17 protein-coding genes are annotated in these 19,747 nt (G+C 68.0%); 9 read left to right on the top strand and 8 right to left on the bottom strand.

The window, feature by feature from the left end:
- Window positions 1-111 precede the first annotated feature (111 nt).
- From B4L36_RS15665 to B4L36_RS15650, 4 genes are all read right to left on the bottom strand, one after another.
- Complete coding sequence (locus tag B4L36_RS15665; RefSeq protein WP_292959072.1) at window positions 112-2,736, bottom strand: DNA translocase FtsK; 2,625 nt, start codon at window positions 2,734-2,736, stop codon at window positions 112-114.
- A 20-nt stretch (window positions 2,737-2,756) separates the two neighbouring features.
- The gene (locus B4L36_RS15660) at window positions 2,757-3,950 is read right to left on the bottom strand and encodes an aminotransferase class I/II-fold pyridoxal phosphate-dependent enzyme (protein WP_292959070.1); all 1,194 of its coding nucleotides are present in this window, start codon (window positions 3,948-3,950) and stop codon (window positions 2,757-2,759) included.
- A 148-nt stretch (window positions 3,951-4,098) separates the two neighbouring features.
- On the bottom strand, window positions 4,099-5,433 hold the full coding sequence (locus tag B4L36_RS15655; protein WP_292959068.1) for an amidase: 1,335 nt from the start codon (window positions 5,431-5,433) through the stop codon (window positions 4,099-4,101).
- A gap of 14 nt (window positions 5,434-5,447) precedes the next feature.
- Window positions 5,448-5,624 (bottom strand): DUF1674 domain-containing protein, encoded by a 177-nt coding sequence (locus B4L36_RS15650; protein ID WP_292959066.1) that lies wholly within the window; start codon window positions 5,622-5,624, stop codon window positions 5,448-5,450.
- A 70-nt stretch (window positions 5,625-5,694) separates the two neighbouring features.
- Between B4L36_RS15650 and B4L36_RS15645 the strand changes: the two genes are divergently transcribed.
- Both B4L36_RS15645 and B4L36_RS15640 read left to right on the top strand, forming a co-directional pair.
- The gene (locus tag B4L36_RS15645) at window positions 5,695-6,945 is read left to right on the top strand and encodes an RsmB/NOP family class I SAM-dependent RNA methyltransferase (protein ID WP_414692194.1); all 1,251 of its coding nucleotides are present in this window, start codon (window positions 5,695-5,697) and stop codon (window positions 6,943-6,945) included.
- Window positions 6,946-7,107: 162 nt separating this feature from the next.
- Complete coding sequence (locus tag B4L36_RS15640; protein WP_292959064.1) at window positions 7,108-8,067, top strand: acetyl-CoA carboxylase carboxyltransferase subunit alpha; 960 nt, start codon at window positions 7,108-7,110, stop codon at window positions 8,065-8,067.
- 107 nt (window positions 8,068-8,174) lie between these two features.
- Here B4L36_RS15640 and B4L36_RS15635 read toward each other — a convergent pair whose 3' ends face one another.
- Together B4L36_RS15635 and B4L36_RS15630 are read right to left on the bottom strand one after the other, a co-directional pair.
- Window positions 8,175-9,374, bottom strand: coding sequence for a CaiB/BaiF CoA transferase family protein (locus B4L36_RS15635; protein ID WP_292959062.1), 1,200 nt, complete (start codon window positions 9,372-9,374; stop codon window positions 8,175-8,177).
- The gene (locus B4L36_RS15630) at window positions 9,367-10,320 is read right to left on the bottom strand and encodes a hydroxymethylglutaryl-CoA lyase (protein ID WP_292959060.1); all 954 of its coding nucleotides are present in this window, start codon (window positions 10,318-10,320) and stop codon (window positions 9,367-9,369) included. Before B4L36_RS15630 ends, B4L36_RS15635 begins: the two co-directional genes overlap by 8 nt.
- Window positions 10,321-10,394: 74 nt before the next feature.
- Here B4L36_RS15630 and B4L36_RS15625 point away from each other — a divergent pair, with 74 nt between their 5' ends.
- Genes B4L36_RS15625 through B4L36_RS15610 form a run of 4 tightly spaced genes read left to right on the top strand, consistent with a single transcriptional unit; the run spans window position 10,395 to window position 14,012 of the window.
- Window positions 10,395-11,081: a GntR family transcriptional regulator gene (locus tag B4L36_RS15625; protein ID WP_292959058.1), complete on the top strand. Its 687-nt coding sequence runs from the start codon at window positions 10,395-10,397 to the stop codon at window positions 11,079-11,081.
- Between the two features lie 33 nt (window positions 11,082-11,114).
- Complete coding sequence (locus B4L36_RS15620; RefSeq protein WP_292959056.1) at window positions 11,115-12,080, top strand: Bug family tripartite tricarboxylate transporter substrate binding protein; 966 nt, start codon at window positions 11,115-11,117, stop codon at window positions 12,078-12,080.
- Window positions 12,077-12,508 carry a tripartite tricarboxylate transporter TctB family protein gene (locus B4L36_RS15615; protein WP_292959054.1) on the top strand — a complete coding sequence of 144 codons (432 nt, stop codon included), beginning with the start codon at window positions 12,077-12,079 and terminating at the stop codon, window positions 12,506-12,508. The genes B4L36_RS15620 and B4L36_RS15615 overlap by 4 nt, the downstream gene beginning before the upstream one ends.
- Window position 12,509: 1 nt before the next feature.
- Window positions 12,510-14,012, top strand: coding sequence for a tripartite tricarboxylate transporter permease (locus B4L36_RS15610; protein WP_292959052.1), 1,503 nt, complete (start codon window positions 12,510-12,512; stop codon window positions 14,010-14,012).
- On the opposite strand, the gene B4L36_RS15605 is transcribed toward B4L36_RS15610, so the two are convergent.
- On the bottom strand, window positions 14,009-14,794 hold the full coding sequence (locus tag B4L36_RS15605; RefSeq protein ID WP_292959050.1) for an FCD domain-containing protein: 786 nt from the start codon (window positions 14,792-14,794) through the stop codon (window positions 14,009-14,011). The two genes, B4L36_RS15610 and B4L36_RS15605, sit on opposite strands and share 4 nt — an antisense overlap.
- A gap of 138 nt (window positions 14,795-14,932) precedes the next feature.
- On the opposite strand from B4L36_RS15605, the gene B4L36_RS15600 reads away from it, so the two are divergent.
- The 3 genes from B4L36_RS15600 to glcF are packed head-to-tail and all read left to right on the top strand — an operon-like array spanning window position 14,933 to window position 18,796.
- Entirely contained in the window at window positions 14,933-16,375 is a 1,443-nt protein-coding gene (locus tag B4L36_RS15600) for an FAD-linked oxidase C-terminal domain-containing protein (protein WP_292959100.1), read from the top strand.
- Window positions 16,372-17,502, top strand: coding sequence for a glycolate oxidase subunit GlcE (gene glcE / locus B4L36_RS15595; RefSeq protein ID WP_292959048.1), 1,131 nt, complete (start codon window positions 16,372-16,374; stop codon window positions 17,500-17,502). The genes B4L36_RS15600 and glcE overlap by 4 nt, the downstream gene beginning before the upstream one ends.
- A 1-nt stretch (window position 17,503) precedes the next feature.
- Window positions 17,504-18,796, top strand: a complete 1,293-nt coding sequence (glcF, locus tag B4L36_RS15590) for a glycolate oxidase subunit GlcF (protein WP_292959046.1) — start codon at window positions 17,504-17,506, stop codon at window positions 18,794-18,796.
- On the opposite strand, the gene B4L36_RS15585 is transcribed toward glcF, so the two are convergent.
- Window positions 18,793-19,743, bottom strand: coding sequence for a dihydrodipicolinate synthase family protein (locus B4L36_RS15585; RefSeq protein ID WP_292959044.1), 951 nt, complete (start codon window positions 19,741-19,743; stop codon window positions 18,793-18,795). The two genes, glcF and B4L36_RS15585, sit on opposite strands and share 4 nt — an antisense overlap.
- Window positions 19,744-19,747: the final 4 nt, after the last annotated feature.

Raw genomic sequence — 19,747 nt, 5'->3', positions numbered from 1 at the left:
GGTCATCGGCAAGGTTGCGCAAGATGACGCCAGTGACACACCGACCCATCAGGCGAGGAGGTCCTTGGGTCCGGCCGTACCGTCCTGATCAAGCCGCACCTGGCGAAAGGCTCACATCTCGGGCACCAGGACCTCGCGCTTGCCGACATGATTGGCGCTGCTGACGACGCCCTGATCCTCCATCTGCTCGACCAGCCGCGCGGCCTTGTTATAGCCGATGGCCAGCTTGCGCTGGATGTAGGAGGTGGAACATTTGCGGTCCCTGGCCACGATCATCACCGCCTGGTCGTAAAGGGCGTCATCGCCGTTATCGCCGCTGCCAAGGCCCAGCACCGCGTCGATATCGTCGGCCTTCTCGTCATCCGGGCCCTCGACGACGCCGGATTTGTAGCTGGGCGGGCCGAAGGATTTCAGATGGTTCACGACCTCTTCGACCTCTTCGTCGGAAACGAACGGCCCGTGGATGCGGTTCACGCGACTGCCGGTGCCCATATACAGCATGTCGCCCTGGCCCAGCAATTGCTCGGCGCCCTGCTCGCCCAGGATGGTGCGGCTGTCGATCTTGGAGGTGACCTGAAAGCTGATACGGGTCGGGAAGTTGGCCTTGATCGTGCCGGTGATGACATCGACGGAGGGGCGCTGCGTGGCCATGATCAGATGGATGCCCGATGCCCGCGCCATCTGCGCCAGACGCTGGATGCAGGCCTCGATTTCCTTGCCGGCGACCATCATCAGGTCGGCCATTTCGTCCACGATCACGACGATATAGGGAAAGGTCTCGGGCTGGAACTCCTCGGTCTCGAAGACCGGCTCGCCGGTATCGTCATCGAAACCGGTCTGGACCGTGCGCTTGAACATCTCGTTCTTCGACAGCGCCTCGCGGACGCGGCCGTTGTAGCCCTCGATGTTGCGCACCCCCATCTTGGACATCTTGCGATAGCGTTCCTCCATCTCGCCCACGACCCATTTCAGCGCCACGACGGCCTTCTTGGGATCGGTGACGACGGGCGACAGCAGATGCGGGATACCGTCATAGACCGACAATTCCAGCATCTTCGGGTCGATCATGATGAGCCGACATTCATCCGGCGTCAGCTTGTAGAGCAGCGACAGGATCATCGTGTTGATCGCCACCGACTTGCCCGAACCGGTGGTCCCCGCGATCAGCAGATGCGGCATCTTGGCAAGGTTCGCCACGATCGGATCGCCGCCGATATCCTTGCCAAGCGCCAGGGGCAGCGGCTGCGTGCCGTCGCCAAAGGCGCGGCTGGCCAGAATCTCGCGCAGGATCACCTTCTCGCGTCGCGCATTGGGCAGTTCGATCCCGATCACGGTGCGTCCCGGCATGGTCGAGACCCGCGCCGACAGCGCCGACATGGATCGGGCGATGTCGTCGGCCAGGCCGATCACGCGGGATGCCTTCAGCCCCGGCGCAGGCTCCAGTTCATACAGCGTGACGACCGGACCGGGCCGCACCTCGGTGATCTGGCCCTTGACGCCGTAATCGTCCAGCACCGCCTCCAGCATCCGGGCGTTTTCCATCATCGCCTCGTCGGAAAGCTGCAACCGCTCGATTGTCGAAGGCGCGGTCAGCAGAGAGAGCGGCGGGCGCTCGTAGGCGTCGGGATTGTCGTCAAAGGACAATTGCGGCTCGGCCTCGGCGCGGGCCTGCCGCGAGGCGGGCACCGGCTTGCGCGGGGGCGTAAGCTTGCGCGCGTGGCTTTCGCCAAAGGGCGCGGGATCGGCCGCATCGGCGGGGGCGGGCGGATCGCCCGCTGCATCGGGGACGGCACCCTCGCGCACCAGCCTGCGGGCAACGGCGGCCAGCACCGAGGATTTGGCCGAGCGGCTGCGTATCGCGTCGCTGATGCGGCCGCTGACCTCGTCGGCCGAGGGCGCATCGCCGTCGTAATCGGCGTCGCGTTCGATCAGTTCGGGTTCGGGCAGTTCCGCGTCGAGATCACGATGGCCGGCCTCGCTGCCCGGCTGACGGCGGGTCAGGATCGGTGCACGCGCGGTTTTCGCAGGCGTCCGGGGTGCCGTGGCCTGCTTGTCACGGGCCCGCCGCGCGATCCCGGCCGAGGCGCGCGCGCCGCGCCCGGCCAACCGCATGGCCGTGTCATAGGCGGTGATCAGCCCGATCAGAAACCGCCGCCACAGCGCGCGCAGTTCGGATCGTTCGAATCCCAGCACGAAGGCGATGGCGATGATCGCGGCCAGCGCCAACACCAGCGCGGCCAGCCGGATGCCGATCTGAGCCTTGACCGGCATCAGATTCAGCAGCGCGCCCATCACCATGTCGCCGAAATGCCCGCCAAGGCCGTAGGTCTGCTGCCAGGCTCCGTGCGGCACGACGGTGCTGAAATAGACCGAGACCAGCGCCACGGCGATCGGCGTGAAGATGCCGCGCATCAGCCGGTCTTCGCCCCGGTGCAGCATCAGCCGCAGCCCCCAGACAAAGGCCGCCACGACCAGCATCCACGACCCGTAGCCCGCGATCATCATCAGCGGCGAGGCGATATAGGCACCGATACTGCCCAGCAGGTTTTCCGCCGGCTCGTCAGTCGCGGAAAGAAAGCTGGGATCATCCGCCGACCAGCTGCCCAGCATCATCGCGATGATGACGCCCAGCACGACAAGCCCGGCCCCGGCCAGTTCCTTGCCACGCCGTTCCAGCGCCGCCTGCGTGTTCCGGTCGAACAGCGGATCGCGTTGTTTTGCCTGCCAGCTTGCCATCCCTCTACCCTTCCCCGGCCTCATCCGTCATCGTACAGCACGTCGCGCAACCGCGTCAGCGCGGCGTCCGTCGCCTCTGCATCCGCGACCAGCGCCACCCGCACAAAACCCTTGCCCGGATTGAACCCATCCACCTCGCGCGACAGATACGCCCCCGGCAGAATCTGGATTCCCACCCGCGACCACAGCTTTCGGGCCGCGGCCTCGCCATCCTCGACCGGCAGCCACAGGAAAAAACCGCCCTGGATCGGCCGATAGCCCGGAACATTGCCCAGGATCCGGTCGGCGATGTCGTATTTCTGTCGATACAGCGCCCGGCTGGCCTCGACATGCGCCTCGTCGCGCCAGGCCGCCTCGGCCACCTCTTGCAGCGGCAGCGGCAGCGGCGCGCCGGCAAACGAGCGGAGCTGCCGCAAAAGCCGGCTCTGCGTCTCGCCGGCGGCGACGAAGCCCGACCGCAGGCCCGGCAGGTTCGAACGCTTGGACAACGAGTTGAACACCACCACCCGGTCCGTCAACCCCATTGCATCGGCCACTTCCAGCGCGCCGGGCGGCGGCGTGTCACGGTAGATCTCGGAATAGCATTCGTCGGAAAAGACGAGGAAATCGTGCTGATCCGCCAGCCCGATCAGCCGTTCCAGATAGGCGCGATCGGCGATCGCGCCCTGTGGATTGGCTGGCGAACAGATGAAGGCGATGGCAGTCCGGTCCAGCAGATCGGCCGGCAGCGCGGCATAATCGGGCAGATCGCCGGTCTCGGCGATGGCAGGCACAAAGATCGAATCGGCCTGGACGGCCGCCGCCGCGGCCGCATAGACCTGATAGAAGGGATTGGGCGTCAGCACCGCCGGGCGCTGTCCGTTGCTCAACTCGGGGCACAGGGCAAGGACCGCGTTGAACAGCCCCTCTCGGGTGCCGTTCAGCGCCATGATCTGCTGCGGCGGCACCGCGACGCCATACCGCGCCCCGATCCAGCCCGAGATCGCCTCCAGCAGGCCGGACGTGCCCTCGTTGACCGGATATTTTGCGAAACCGCCGATGCTGGTCGAGATCGCATCGGCGACGAAATCGGGCATGGCATGGCGCGGCTCGCCGATGGTCATCACCATCGGCGCCGTGCCGGGCGGCAGGCCGGGTTCGATACCCGACAACAGCGCCCGCAAACGCGGAAACGCGTATTCCGGCAGGTTCGAGAACCGCTCGGGGATTGCCATGTCTGCCTCGCTCTCGGGGTCTGTGCCCCGTTCATTACCCGCGACATTAGCGTCATCAATCGCTTGCGTCCAGCGAAAGCCGGCCCGCCAGCAGCCGCACCGCGCTTCTTCGTTGCCCAAATACCCCTCGACGCGGCCGTCCGCGTGGTCAGGCCCGCAGCGCGGCCTCGGCCCCCGCCGCGACGCGCAGCAGATGCCGGTCGCGCCCGGCATGGCCCATCAGCATCAGCCCGCAGGCCGGCTGACCCGTCGGCAGCGTGACCGAGGGCAAGCCCAGCAGATTGGCGATGCGGGTGTTGCGCAGGGTCAGCATGTTGGCGCGGACGAATTCGGCCTCGTCCTGCATCAGCCTGCCAGCATCGGGGGGCAGGATCGGAACGGTGGGCAGGATCACCGCGTCATGGACCGAGGCGACCTCCTTGATCCACTTGCGCCGGATCCGGGTCAGATGTTCCCAGGCGGCGACGTAATCGGGACCGCTGATCTCGGCACCGCCGCGGAACCGCTCCAGGATCGGCTTCCACATCAGTTCCGGCGCATCCTCGATCTGCGCCCGCCAGATGCCATAGGCTTCGGGCGCGAAAAGCTGCGGCGACAGGGCCATGGCGCGATCCAGCCAATCGGTCGTGACATGGGTGATCGTGGCCCCGGCCCTCGACAGGCGCTGCAGCGCGTCCTCGAAGGCGGTGACCGGGCCTTCCTCGGCCTGATCGAAGGGCAACCCGTCCAGCACCATCAGGCGCAGCCCGCTGACCGTCGCGCCCTCCAGATCGGCGGCGCGGTCGCCCGCCATCAGCGCCAGCAATCCGGCGCAATCCTCGACGCTGCGCGCGATCGGGCCGACCACGTCGAACTTGCGGCACAACGGCACCACGCCCTTTTCCGGCACCGCGTCATGGGTGGGCTTGAACCCGACCAGCCCGTTCCACGCCGCGGGCACCCGAATCGAGCCGCCTGTATCCGATCCGACCGCCGCCGCCGCCAGCCCAAGGGCCACCGAGACCGCGGCACCCGATGACGACCCGCCGGGCGCCAGCGCAGGATCCAGCGCATTGGGCGGAGTCGCCGTGACCGGATTCAGCCCCAGACCCGAAAAGGCCAGTTCGGTCATGTGTGTCTTGCCCAGACAGACCAGGCCCTCGCGCGCGACGCGCGACAGCACCACCGCATCCTTGCGCGGCACCCGGCCCTCCAGCAGTTTCGATCCGGCCTCGGTCACGGTGCCGCCGCTGTCGATATTGTCCTTCCAGCTGATCGCCACCCCGTCCAGCAGGCCGTGGCGCAATTCGTCCTTGGCGCGGTCATGGGCGGCGACGGCCTCGGAGCGGGCGCGCGCCTCGGTCAGCCGTGCATAGATGCGCCTGCCGTCCGGATGGGCCTTCGCCGCCTCCAGATAGGCTTCGGTCTGGTCGATCGGATCCAGCAGGCCGGCCATGATCGCCCGGCCCTGTTCCATCGCTGAGGCGCGCAGCCAGTCCTTCATTCGGAAGTCCCCATTCAAAAATCGACGGCGATGCCGTTCTTCTCGTAATCGCCGAACCGCACCGGCTCCGCGCCGTCCCGGCCGCCATGTTCCTTGGGCAGGGGCGGCTTTTTCGCGGCCTCCTCGCGGCGGCGGGCCGCCTCGGCCAGCGCGCGCCGCGCGGCGGGGGGAAGGTCTGGACGATCGCTCATGGAAACCTCTGCCGAATGGGATTATGGGTCGCGTCACTCTGTCAGAAACATCTAGGCGAAGGAAAGCGGTTTGGCAAAGCCGGGAACGGATGGGGCGCGCAAGGGCGCGCTGCGGCTGCTGCAAGGCGTGCGCGACGGGCTGTCGCTGGCGGATCAGGCTGGCGCGCTGGCCGCCCTGCCTCCTGCCGATCAGGCCCGCGCCGGGCGCCTGGCGGCCGAGGTCCTGCGTCATCGGGATCGCGCCGATGCCGTTCTGGCGCTGCATGTCACGCGAAAGCCCGCACCGCCGGTCGCCGATGTCCTGCGGCTGGCGACGGTCGAGATGCTGGAACTGGGCGGCGCGGCCCATGGCGTGGTCGATGCGGCGGTGTCGCTGAGCCGCGGCCTGGGCCAGCGCGGACAGGCGGCCTCGGGCATGGTGAATGCCGTGCTGCGCAAGGTATCCCGGCATCAGGGCTGGGGCGATCTGCCGCCGCAGCGCCTGCCCGGCTGGCTGCGCGATCCGGTCGTGGCCGCATGGGGCGAGGACGCGGCCCGGACGATCGAGGCGGCACATCAAACCGGTGCGCCGCTGGACCTGACTCTGAAACCCGGCACGACGTTCGAGGGCGGCCTGGCGCTGCCGACGGGATCGGTGCGGCTGCACGTCCCGGCGCAGGTTTCGGCCCTGCCCGGATTCGCCGAGGGCGACTGGTGGGTGCAGGACGCCGCCGCCGCCCTGCCCGTGCGCCTGCTGGATCCCCAGCCGGGCGAACGGATCGCCGATCTCTGCGCCGCGCCGGGCGGCAAGACACTGCAACTGGCCGCCGCCGGTGCGCAGGTCACCGCAATCGATATCAGCGCGGCGCGGTTGAAGCGGTTGGCGCAGAACCTTGCCCGCTGCGGGCTGGCGGCCGATCTGGTCCGCGCCGATGCGCTGGACTGGCGGCCCGAGACCGCGCCCGACGCGATCCTGCTGGACGCGCCCTGTTCCGCGACGGGCACGATCCGCCGCCATCCCGACCTGCCCTTCCGCCGCGACGGATCCTCCATCGCCGACCTGCTCGGCCTGCAGGCGCACCTCATCGACCATGCGCTGTCGCTGCTGCAAGCGGGCGGGCGACTGGTCTATGCGGTCTGCTCGCTGCTGCCCGACGAGGGCGAAGCCCAGATCGCGGCCGCCCTGTCGCGGCATCCCGGCCTGACGGTCGAGACATCCGCGCTGACGGGAACCGACCCTGGCTGGGTCACAACCGGCGGCGGGCTGCGGCTGCGGCCCGATTACTGGCCAGAGCGGGGCGGGATGGACGGGTTCTTCATGGCAAGGCTGCGCCTGTCCTGATCCGCGCCCGACGGCGGCTTGCGCAAGGTGCCGCAGGCGGGGCGCCGGCCGATATCCCGGCAGCCGCCGTCCGGAAGGCCCGCGCCCGCCTCGCGTTGCATTTCCCCCCGTCCCCGCTCATATAGGGGCGCGAATGCGAACAGCCCGAAGGCAGCCCTAGACATGGTCTATCTGGATTTCGAAAAGCCGCTGGCCGATATCGAAGGCAAGGCCGAGGAATTGCGTGCCATGGCGCGCAAATCCGACAATGCGGTCGATGTCGAGAAAGAGGCCGCGGCGCTGGACAAGAAGGCCGGCGATCTGCTGAAGGATCTCTACAAGAACCTCGATCCGTGGCGAAAGACCCAGGTCGCGCGCCATCCCGACCGGCCGCATTGCCGCGACTATGTCGAGGCGCTGTTTTCGGAATACACGCCTTTGGCGGGCGATCGGGCCTTCGGTGACGACCACGCGGTGATGGGCGGGCTGGCGCGGTTCAACGACGCGCCCTGCGTGGTGATCGGCCACGAAAAGGGCAATGACACCAAATCCCGCATCCACCACAATTTCGGCATGGCCCGGCCCGAAGGCTATCGCAAGGCGATCCGGCTGATGGACATGGCCCACCGCTTCGGCCTGCCCGTGATCACGCTGGTCGATACGCCCGGCGCCTATCCCGGCAAGGGCGCCGAAGAACGCGGGCAAAGCGAGGCCATCGCCCGCTGCACCCAGAAAAGCCTTGAAATCGGCGTGCCCCTGGTCAGCGTCATCGTCGGCGAGGGCGGCTCGGGCGGGGCGGTGGCCTTCGCCACGGCGAACCGGGTGGCGATGCTGGAACATTCCATCTATTCGGTGATCTCGCCCGAGGGCTGCGCCTCGATCCTGTGGAAGGATGCCGACAAGATGCGCGACGCGGCAGAGGCCCTGCGCCTGACCGCGCAGGATCTGAAGAAGCTGGGCGTGATCGACCGCATCATTCCCGAGCCCGTGGGCGGCGCACAGCGCATGCCCGCGACCGCCATCGCCGCCGTGGGCAAGGACATCGCCGCGATGCTGAAGGATCTGGCGGGCAGGAAGCCCGCCGATCTGATCAGGGACCGGCGACAGAAGTTCCTGTCCATGGGGGCCTCGTCTCTGGCCTGACGGAGGGCCGAAGCCATCATCCGCCGTCGATGCGATCAGGCCGCCGCTGTCGCGTCACAGGGCCGGTCGAGAACCCGGCCGCAGCCTTTTGCGCGTCGCGACCCGCCCTATTCCGCAGCCGCACCCGAGGCGATCAGCGCCGCGATCTCGTCTTGGGAATATCCGGCCTCGACCAGCACCTGCCGCGTTCCGCCGCCCAGTTTCGGGACCGGGCGATGCACCGCGCAGGGTGTCGCGTCCAGCTTGATCGGAAAGCCCAGAACCTTCAGCGCCGGGCCATCCTGCAAAGGCGCCTCGATCACCATCTGCTGCGCGGCGATCTGCGGATCGGCAAAGACCTGCGCCAGATCCTGCACCATCCCGCAGGGCACCCCGGCGGCGTTCAGGACGGCCAGCCAGTGATCGCGGCTGCGACCCTCCATCCGACTGTCGATCAGGTCGCGCAATTCCTCGCGCGCCGCCATCCGCTTGCGGTTGGTGTCATAGCGCGGATCGGCCATGACCCAGCCCAGATCCAGCGTGTCCAGGAACCGCTGCAGGATCTGGTCATGCGAATTGGCCACCGCGACCTGTCCGTCGGCACAGCGAAACAGCCCGTAGGGATACACCAGCGGATGATCGTTGCCGGTCCGCTGCGGCACCGCGTCGGTGGCGAAATATTCCGATGACAGATAGGCCATCAGGCTGAGGAGCCCGTTCACCATCGCCACCTCGACCGCCTGACCCTGGCCGGTCCTTTCGCGTCCGATCACCGCCGCCAGCACGCCAAGCGCCGCATAGATGCCCGCGACCAGATCGCTGATCGGCGCCGCCGCCCGCATCGGCGGCCCGCCCGGTTCGCCGTTCACGCCCATGAACCCGCTCATCGCCTGGGCGATGAAATCGAAGGCGGGCCGATCGACATAGGGGCCGCTGCTGCCATAGCCGTTGACGCTGGCCACGATCAGCCGGGGGTTCAGCGCCTTCAGCGCCCCCGGATCCAGCCCCATCCTGTCCAGGGTGCCGGGGCGGAAATTCTCGACCAGCACATCGGCCCCGGCCAGCAGGCGGCGCAGGACCATCTTGCCCTCCTCGCCATAGAGATCCAGCACGACCGAGCGCTTGTTGCGGTTGAACCCCGCGAAATAGCCCGAATGGCCGTCGGTCATCGTGCCCTGTGCGCGGACCGGATCGCCCTTGGGCGGCTCGATCTTGATCACGTCGGCGCCCAGATCGCCCAGAATCATGGTGCAGAAGGGCCCCGACAGTACGCGGGTCAGGTCGATGACGCGCAATCCTTCCAGCGGACCTTTCACCGGTTCAGCCATTGGCGGTCCTGACGCTGTCCATCCGGGCGGTCTGCAGGCGTGGCCCGGCCTTCATCACCTGGCCGGGCAATTCCCGGCCGACAGCGGTCTCGGCCAACTGCGCAGCCGCGATCAGCCGGTCCAGATCGGTGCCCGTCGCGACGCCGCTTTCGTGGAACAGATAGACCAGATCCTCGGTCGCGACGTTGCCTGTCGCGCGCGGCACGAAGGGGCATCCCCCCAACCCGCCGATGCTGGATTCGTAGTGCGTCACGCCCAGCGACAGCCCGGCATAGGCGCAGGCCAGCCCGACGCCGCGCGTATTGTGGAAATGCAGCGCCAGATCGACGCCGGGCAGAACCGGGCGCAGCGCCTCGATCCGCTGCACCACCAGTGCGGGCGTGGCCATGCCGGTGGTGTCGCCCAGCGTGATGTAATCCATTCCCAGATCGCGATAGGCTGCGGCCTGATCGATCACCGCGGCCACGTCCACATCGCCCTCGAACGGGCAACCGAAGGCAGTGGCAATGGCGCCTTGCAACGCGACGCCGGTGCCCTGGGCCAGCGCGGCAATCTCGGCGAAACCCTTCAGCGATTCGGCTCGGCTGCGGTTCACGTTCTTCAGATTGTGGCTTTCCGAGGCCGAGGCGAACAGCACCATTGCATCCACGCCCGCCTCGATTGCCGCCGCCGCGCCGCGCGCATTGGGCACAAGCGCCGTCAGATGCGCGTCCTGGCGGTCGCGGAACGCGGCCATCACCTCGGCGGCATCGCGCATCTGCGGCACCGCGCGGGGCGAGACGAAGGATGTCACCTCGAACCGCCGCAGCCCGGCATCCAGCAGCGCCTGGACCAGCGCGATCTTGCGCTTTGTCGGCACGAAGACCGGCTCGGATTGCAGCCCGTCACGCGGCCCGACCTCGGTGATCACGGCACGATCGGGAAAGCCCGCCACCCTGTTCTGCATCCGAACCCCCTTTGTTGGCCAACAGCGTTGCAATTGAATGCCAGACCGGTATACCAACGGATGGGGAGGCGTCAATGACGGCACAGACGAGCATCGGCGAGACGAACGGCGACCGCGATCTGCTGTCGCGGCTGCGTTTTGCGATCCTGTCGCTGGATCTGGTACCGGGCGAAGCGATCAGCGAACGCGCGCTGGAGGCCAGGTTCGCGGTCTCGCGCACCCCGATCCGCGAGGCGCTGTTCAATCTGGTCCGCGACGGGCTGGTGGTGCGCGAGGGGCGCAGCTATGCCATCGCCCCCTTCGACATCGACGAGATCGACGAGGTTTTCGCCTTTCGTGACATCGTCGAGCCGCAGGCCGTCAGGCTGGCCGCGCGCCTGGCGCAGCCGGACGAGATCGTCGCCATTCGCCACAGCATCAATTTCAGCCATGACGAGTTCACGCCGGAACGCTGGCTGGACATGGCTCTGGACTTTCATGTCCGCTGCGCCGCCCTGTCGCGCAATCGCTGCATCACGGCGGCGATGCAGGACGTGACCACGCGGACGCTGCGGGCGCGCTGGCTCAGCTTTGCATCCGACGAAGGCCGCGCCACGACGCATCGCGACCACAGCCGGATCCTGGACCTGATCGCTGCGGGCGACGGCGACGGTGCCGCCCGCGCGGTCCTGGCCCATTCCGCCGATGTGCGGCTGGAAGTTCTTGACACGATCCGGAACGCACGACGCTTTATCGGTCGTCGCGGAGTCGTCGGCGGCTAGACGAACCATCATCATCATCGAGGGAGGACAAGGATGATCTGGAAACTGAACGGATTGAAGGTCGCGGGGATCGGGGCGGCGATGCTGTTCGCCCTGCCCGCCCTGGGCGCCGAATGCATCGCCCCGGCCGATCCCGGCGGCGGCTGGGACTTTACCTGCCGCGAGGTCGGCCGCCTTCTGTCCGAGGAAAAGCTGGTCGACGGCAACGTTCAGGTGACGAACATGCCGGGCGGCGTGGGCGCGGTGGCATGGGCCAATGTGGCCTCGAAGCGGGCCGACGATCCCGAATTGATCGTCGCCACCTCGACCGTCGGCGTGACGCAGATCGCGCAGGGCAAATACCCCTCGGATATCGGCACGATGCGCTGGCTGGCGATGCTGGGCGCCGATGTCGGCATCATCGCGGTCGCCAAGGACAGCCCCTACGAGTCGCTGGACCAGCTGCTGGAGGCGCTGAAGGCCGATCCGGCCTCGGTCGTCACCTCGGGTTCGACCGGGGCGGGCGGCTGGGATCATATCCGCCTGATGATGCTGGCGCAGGCCGCGGGTATCGAGGATCTGACCGGCATCCGCTGGGTGCAGTTCGACGGTGGCGGCCCGGCGGTGACGCAGATGATGGGCGGTCAGGTGCAGGTCGTCTCGGCCGACCTGGGCGAGATCAAGGGCTTTGTCGAATCGGGCGATATCCGGGTTCTGGCTGTGCTGTCGGACCAGCCGGTCTCGGCCTTTCCGGACCTGCCCACGGCCAAGTCGCAAGGCTACGACGTGACCGGCTACAACTGGCGCGGCTTCTATACCGGAGGCGATGTCAGCGACGAGGATTACCAGGCCTGGGTGGACAAGCTGCAAAAGCTCTATGAATCCGACGGCTGGCAGGAAACCGCCAGGTCCAGCGGACTGGAGCCGATCTGGCGCGGCGGCCAGGAATTCGCCGACTATGTCGCCCAACAGGAAAAGGAGATGGCCGATATCTCGCGCCGGATCGGGGTCATTCAGTGACAGACCGGCTGGCCGGACTGGCTTTTTTCGTGCTGGCGGCCGGCTATGTCTGGCTGTCGGCCGGATACACGGCAGGCTTCGGCGATCCGCTGGGGCCTGCCATCTTTCCGCGCGTGATCGGTATCCCGGCCATCCTGCTGGGCCTGACGCTGATCATCTGGCCTGCCCACAACGCCGAATGGGCCGGTTCGGCCGGCCTTGCGCGGCAGGCGGCGGCGATGGCGATCCTGATCGGCTATGCCCTGCTGCTGGAGCCCGCGGGCTTCGTGCCCACGACCTTCGGGGCGGTGCTGGGTCTTGGCCTGCTGATGGGCGCGCCCGTGCTGCCGGGCCTTGCGACGGCCGGTATCGCCGCGCCCGGCCTCTATCTTCTGTTCGACCGGCTGATGGGCCTGCCCCTGCCGTTGCTTGGAACGTGGTTCGGCTAGGATGGACATTCTGAATTCGCTCTGGGCGGGCTTTGCCGTCGCGGCGCTGCCGATCAATCTGGCGCTGATCGTGGGTGGCTGTTTCGCCGGCACGCTGATCGGCGCGCTGCCGGGGCTGGGGCCCGTCAATGGCGTGGCGATCCTGATTCCGCTGACCTTCGCCTTCGGGCTGGACGCCACCTCGTCGATGATCCTGCTGTCGGCGGTCTATTACGGTTGCATGTATGGCGGGCGGATCAGCGCGATCCTGCTGAACATTCCGGGTGACGAGCCCGCGATCATGACCACCCTGGACGGCTTTCCGATGGCGAGGAAGGGTCAGGCGGCCGACGCGCTGGCGATTTCGGGCGTGGCCTCGTTCATCGGCGCGACGCTGGCCACGATCGGGCTGACCCTGTTCGCGCCGCTGCTGGCCAAGGCCGCCATCTATTTCGGCCCGGCGGATTACTTCGCGCTGTATGTGATGGCCTTCGCCACGATCGGCGGCATCACCGGCAGCGATCCCCGCAAGACGCTGCTGGCGGCGCTGCTGGGGCTGATGCTGGGGACGGTGGGCCTTGACCCATCGACCGGGGTGGCCCGCTATACGTTCGGCAGCTTCAATCTTTATGACGGGTTCGATCCGATCGTGGCGCTGGTGGGCCTGTTCGCCATCTCGGAGATCCTGTTCTTCCTGGAAGCCCGGGCCCATGGCGGCGGGCTGGTCCCGAAAGGCAGCGTCTTTCCGCGCTTTTCCCGCATCAGGGAGGGGCTGGGCGCATCCTTTCGCGGCTCGATCATCGGTTTCATCGCCGGTATCCTGCCCGGCGCGGGCGCCTCGCTGGGCGCGGTCATGTCCTACAGTTTCGAAAAGCGGATCAGCGACAAGGGCACCTTCGGCAAGGGCGATCCGCGCGGTGTCGCCGCGCCCGAGGCCGGCAACAACGCGGCCAGCGGCGGAGCATTGATCCCGATGCTGACGCTGGGCGTGCCGGGATCGGGGACGACTGCGGTGATGCTGGCCATGCTGATCTCGCTGAACATCCAGCCGGGGCCGCTGCTGTTCCAGCGCAGCCCGGATCTGGTCTGGGGTCTGGTTGCGGCGCTGTATCTGGCGAATTTCGTGCTGTTGGTGCTGAACCTGCCGCTGATCGGCCTGTTCACCCGCGTGCTGGGCCTGCCCGCCTGGGGCCTGATGCCGCTGGTCGTCGCGATCAGCTATCTGGGCGTCTATGCCATCACCCATGCGGCGTTCGACCTGATGGTGATGGTCGGCTTCGGAATTCTGGGCTTCGTGTTGCGCAAGCTGGATTTCTCGCTGGTGCCGGTGGTTCTGGGCCTGCTGCTGGGCATGGACATGGAAAACAACCTGCGCCGGGCGCTGTCCATCTCGGGCGGGGATTTCCTGATCCTGCTGCAAAGCCCGATCGCGCTGGCGATCTATGCGCTGACGGCGGCCTTTCTGGCCCTGTCGCTGTGGCTGTCGCGGCGCCGGATGATGCCGATCCCCGAAACCGAGGATTAGGCGCCGCCGGGGCGCCGGCCCAGCCCGCCGCTGCGCGAGCGTCGCAGCGACAGGTCAAGCCGGGCCTCGGCCGCCTCGATGCCAAGCACGGCCTCGCGCACGTAATCCAGATGCGTCTGCGCGGCGTTTCGCGCGCGTGCCGGGTCGCGATCCAGAATCGCCTGCGCGATGGCCCGGTGCTGGTCGCGCAGCAAATCGCGGATCGCGGGCAGGGCGAACAGGCGCGCGCGGTTCTTTGTCACGTCGCTGCGCAGATTGCCCGACAGCGCCCGCATGATCTGCAACAGGACCAGGTTGTGGCTGGCCTCGCAGATGTTCTGATGCAGGGCCGCATCGGCCGCTGCCTCGTCGTCGGGATCGCCACCCGCATGGGCCGCGTCGATCCGGTCCAGACAGGCGCGGATCAGGTCCAGATCGACCCGGTTCGCCCGTTCCGCCGCCATCGCCGCCGCCTGGCTTTCGACGATGCCGCGAAATTCGAGGTAGTCGTCGGCCACGTCGGGCCGCGCCTCCAGCAAGGCCATCAGCGGATCCGCGATCGCCTCGCGACCCAGCGACGCCACGCGGATCCCGCGGCCCCTGACAGGCTCCAGCAGCCCGCGATCCGCCAGCATCTTCAAGGCCTCGCGCAGGGTCGGCCGCGACACCTCCAGCGCCAGGGCCAGATCGCGTTCGGGCAGCAGCGCCTCTCCGGGGCGCAGCGAACCTTCGAGGATCAGCGTTTCCAGATGCCGCGCGACAGAATCGGCGGCGCGTTCGGGCTTGATGCTGGGATCGGACATCGGGACTCGCATGATGGGCCGGGCTGGGGCATCCTTTGACGAAACGCTCTGCGCTGCAACCGGAAGACCGGCACATTGACAGCGATGGTCAATTTAATTTACCAAGATTGACCGAAGGGAGGAAGGCCCATGTCCACGATCCTGATGCCACCGCCCGATCCGGCGGTGATCGCCCGCAAGTCCCAGATCGTTGCGGCCCTGCGCGGCGCCCTGCCGGACGACGCCGTGATCGCCGACCTCGAAGAGACGCGGGCCTATGAATGCGACGCGCTGACCGCCTATCGCTGCGCGCCGCTGGCGGTGGTTCTGCCGCGGTCCACCGACGAGGTGGCGGCGGCAATGCGCGTCTGCCATCGCCTGGGGGTGCCGGTCGTGCCACGCGGGGCAGGCACCTCGCTGGCCGGGGGGGCGCTGCCCACGGCCGATTGCGTCGTGATCGGGACGATGCGGCTGAATGCCTTTCTGGACATCGACACCGAGAACCGCTTCATCCGCGTGCAATCCGGCGTCACCAACCTGTCGGTCAGCGCCGAGCTTGAACCCGAGGGCTTCTTCTACGCGCCGGACCCGTCATCGCAACTGGCCTGCACCATCGCGGGCAACATCGCGATGAATTCCGGCGGCGCGCATTGCCTGAAATACGGGGTCACCACCAACAACCTGATGGGCGCGACGGTGGTCCTTTCGACCGGCGAGATCGTGGAACTGGGCGGCCCCGAATCCGGGCCTGCCGGGCTGGACCTTCTGGGCCTGTTCTGCGGCTCGGAAGGTCAGCTGGGCATCGTGACCGAGGCGATCCTGAAGATCCTGCCCCGCCCCGAGGGCGCGCGTCCGGTCCTGATCGGCTTTGACGACGCCGAAATCGCCGGGCAATGCGTCGCCAACATCATCCGGTCGGGCGTGTTGCCCGTCGCCATCGAATACATGGACGAACCCTGCCTGCGCGCGGTCGAGGATTTCGCCCATGCCGGCTATCCCGATTGCGCCGCCGTGCTGATCGTCGAGGTCGAGGGATCGCCCGACGAGATCGCCGACCAGCTGGCCCGCATCCGCCAGATCGCCGATGCGCTGAACCCGGTCGAATTCCGCGAAAGCCGCAATGCCGACGAGGCGCTGGCGATCTGGAAGGGCCGCAAATCGGCCTTCGGCGCGATGGGGCGGCTGGGCGACTACATCTGTCTTGACGGCACGGTGCCGGTGGGACAGTTGCCCCATACCCTGCGTCGGATCGGGGAATTGTCGCGTCAGCACGGGCTGGAGGTCGCCAACGTCTTCCACGCGGGCGACGGCAACATGCATCCGCTGATCCTGTTCGACGCCAACCAACCCGGCCAGCTGGAACGGGCCGAGGCGATGGGCGCCGACATCCTGCGCCTGTGTGTCGAGGTCGGCGGCTGCCTGACCGGCGAACATGGCGTCGGCGTCGAAAAGCGCGACCTGATGACCAGCCAATACGATGCCGCCGATCTGGCGATCCAGATGGAGGTGAAGGATCTGTTCGATCCCGGCTGGCTTCTGAACCCGTCGAAGGTATTCCCGCTGGACAGCAGCGCCAGCCACCGCAGCAGGGCCGCCGAATGAGCGAGACGCTGACCCGCGACGATCTGGCCCCGGCCAGCGAGTCCGATCTGACCGGCCTCGTCGCCGATTGCTTTGCCCGGCAGCGGCGCCTGCGCATCGCGGGCGGCGGCACCCGGGTCGAGATGACCATGAACCGCCCGCGTCTGAACACGGCCGGGCTGTCGGGCGTCGTGACCTACGAGCCGGGCGAGATGACGCTGATCGCCCGCGCGGGCACGCCGCTGCCCGACATCCAGTCGATGCTGGCCGCCGAAGGACAGGCGCTGGCCTTCGAACCGCCGGACATGCGTGGCGTGCTTGGGACCGAGGGCACGCCGACGATCGGCGGCGTGGTCGCCGCCAATGCCTCGGGGCCGCGGCGGCTGCGCGCGGGGGCCTGTCGCGATCATCTTCTGGGCGTGCGCTTCGTCGATGGGCAGGGCCGCATGTTGAAGAATGGCGGCCGGGTGATGAAGAACGTCACCGGGCTGGATCTGTCAAAGCTGCTGGCCGGATCCTTCGGCACGCTGGGCGTCCTGACCCAGGTGGCGCTGAAGACGCTGCCGCTGGCCCCGGCCTCGGCCACGCTGGCCTTCCATGGTCTGGACGTGACCGATGCCGTGCGCATTTCCTCGCAGGCGCTGGCGACCCCGTTCGAGGTCTCTGGCGCGGCGTTTCGCGACGGCGCGGCCTTCCTGCGGATCGAGGGCCTGGACAGGCAGGTGGCCTACCGCCGCGACCGGCTGGCGGCGATGTTCGGCGACCGGCGGATCGAGGTTCTGGACGCCGGCGAAACCGCCCGGCTGTGGCGCGATCTGCGCGATGTCGCGCATTTCGCGGGCAAGATGCCGTTATGGCGGATCCTGGCGAAACCCGGCGATGCGCCGGCGATCTGCACCGCTTTGACGGCGACCGGCGGGCAGGTCTCGCTGGATTGGGGCGGCGGGCTGATCTGGTATGCTGGGCCGGGCGACGCAGGGACGGTGCGCGCCGCCTGCCATCGGGGCCACGCCACGCTGATCCGGCGCGCCGGGCTGGACGGGCCGGCCTTTCCGCCGCTTGCGGGCAAGCTGGCGGCACTGTCGGCAGGGTTGCGTCAGGTCTTCGACCCGGCGGGCATTTTCAATTCCGGCCTGATGGACCGCTGACATGCAGACCAACTTCACCCCCGACCAGCTTGCCGACCCGGACACCGCGCGCAGCAACCAGATCCTGCGATCCTGCGTCCATTGCGGCTTCTGCACCGCGACATGCCCGACCTACAAGGTGCTGGGCGACGAACTGGACAGCCCGCGCGGCCGCATCTACCTGATCAAGGACATGCTGGAAAACGGCAAGGTGCCCGATGCCAGAACCGTTCTGCACATCGACCGCTGCCTGTCCTGCCTGTCCTGCATGACCACCTGTCCCTCGGGCGTGCATTACATGCATCTGGTCGATCATGCGCGCGCCTATATCGAACAGACCTATCGCCGTCCCTGGTCCGATCGGGCGCTGCGCTGGATCCTGTCGCGGATCCTGCCCTATCCGGGGCGCTTCCGGCTGGCCCTGCTGGGCGCCAGGATCGCGCGCCCGTTCCGGCGGCTGGTTCCCGATGCGCGCCTGCGCGCGATGCTGGACATGGCGCCGTCCGAGATTCCCCCGCCCAGCCGCAACGACGAGCCGCAGGTCTTCCCGGCGGATGGCCCGCGCCGCCGGCGCGTCGCCCTGCTGACCGGCTGCGCGCAGCGGGCGCTGAACACGGATATCAACGACGCCACGATCCGGCTGCTGCGCCGGCATGGCTGCGAGGTGGTGATCCCGCGCGGCATCGGCTGTTGCGGGGCGCTGACCCATCACATGGGCAGGACCGGCGAAAGCCATGCCGCGGCCGCGGCCAATATCGCCGCGCTGACAGCCGAGATCGAGGGCGAGGGTCTGGACGCCGTGGTCATCAACACCTCGGGCTGCGGAACCACGGTGAAGGATTACGGTCACATGTTCCGCAACGACGCGCTGGCCGGGGATGCGGCCCGCGTGGCCGGCCTGGCCAGGGACATCACCGAGGTGATGACCGAACTTGGCCTGCGTGACGCCACCCGCGCCGCGCCGCTGCGCGTGGCCTATCACGCGGCCTGTTCGCTGCAACACGGCCAACAGATTCGCAGCGCGCCCAAGGATCTGCTGGCGGCGGCCGGCTTTACCGTGCTGGAGCCGAAGGATTCGCATATCTGCTGCGGTTCGGCCGGAACCTACAACCTGATGCAGCCCGCCATCTCGGCGCAGTTGAAGGAACGCAAGGTCGCGACGCTGAAGGCGCTGTCGCCGCAGGTCATCAGCGCGGGCAATATCGGCTGCATGATGCAGATCGGCGGCGAGGCCGGCGTTCCGGTCGTCCATACCGTGCAATTGCTGGACTGGGCCACCGGGGGCCCGCGCCCGCGTGGGCTGCCGATCACCTAGGGGCAACGATTGCCCGGACCGGGCCGCGCTCGGATCTCGATCAGGGGCCGGATGGCGCGGATCGTGTCTGCCCGTGCCCGGTCGTCCAGCGGCAGGATCGGGCGCGGCGGCTGGGCATCGGTGAGCCCGAGATGATTGGCGATGGCATGAACCACGCGCAGGCTGCCATGGCGCTGGAACAGCGACCAGAGCGGCGCGAAACCGGCCTCGATCCGCGCCACCTCGTCGCGGCGGCCCGCTTGCGCCGCGCGAGCCAGATCCAGAGCCGGACGGGGCAGAATTCCCGCCACCACGCTGAACCAGGCATCGGCCCCCGACAGCAGCGCGGCGCTGCATCCCCAATCGCCGCTGTAGCCGACGGAAAAACCTTCCGGCGCGGCGGCCCGCAATCGCGCGATCTCGGCCCGATGATCGCCGCCGGGCGGCAGCGGCATCTTGACCGCCCGGACCCGTGGCAGGCCGGCCAGCCGGGCCAGCAGGGTCGGGCCAAAGGTGAAATGCGTCGTGCCGGGATTGTTGTAGATGCAAAGCGGCAGATCGCTGGCCTCTGCCACAGCCTGGAAATGCGCGAACACCTCGTCCTCGGTCAGCGGTGTGTAGGAAACCGGTGCCAGCAGCAGGCCGTCCGCCCCGCAGTCAGCCGCGTCCAGCGCCAGAGCCCGTGCCTCGTCGGTACGCATCGCGCCGACGCCGACGATCAGGGGCGTGCTGCCGCCCAGCCGGTCGACCGCGACCCGCAGCGCGCGGCGTCGCTGATCCCGATCCAGATACATGTAGCTGCCGGTGCTGCCCAGAAGTCCGATCGAATCGACCCCGGCCGAGGCCAGCCGCTCCAGGATGGCACCCAATGCCGCGGCCTCGATCCGGCCCGCAGTATCGGCGGGCGTGATCGGAAAGGCCGAAAGGCCGTGAAAGATGCTGCGCCTTGCCTCAAGACCCGCCGTCATGTCG

Origin of the sequence: Paracoccus sp. UBA889 (assembly GCA_002294185.1) — a bacterium.
In the GTDB taxonomy this organism is placed as follows: domain Bacteria; phylum Pseudomonadota; class Alphaproteobacteria; order Rhodobacterales; family Rhodobacteraceae; genus Paracoccus.
Note: the sequence above shows the minus strand (reverse complement) of the source record. Positions and strands in the feature narration are given on the sequence as shown.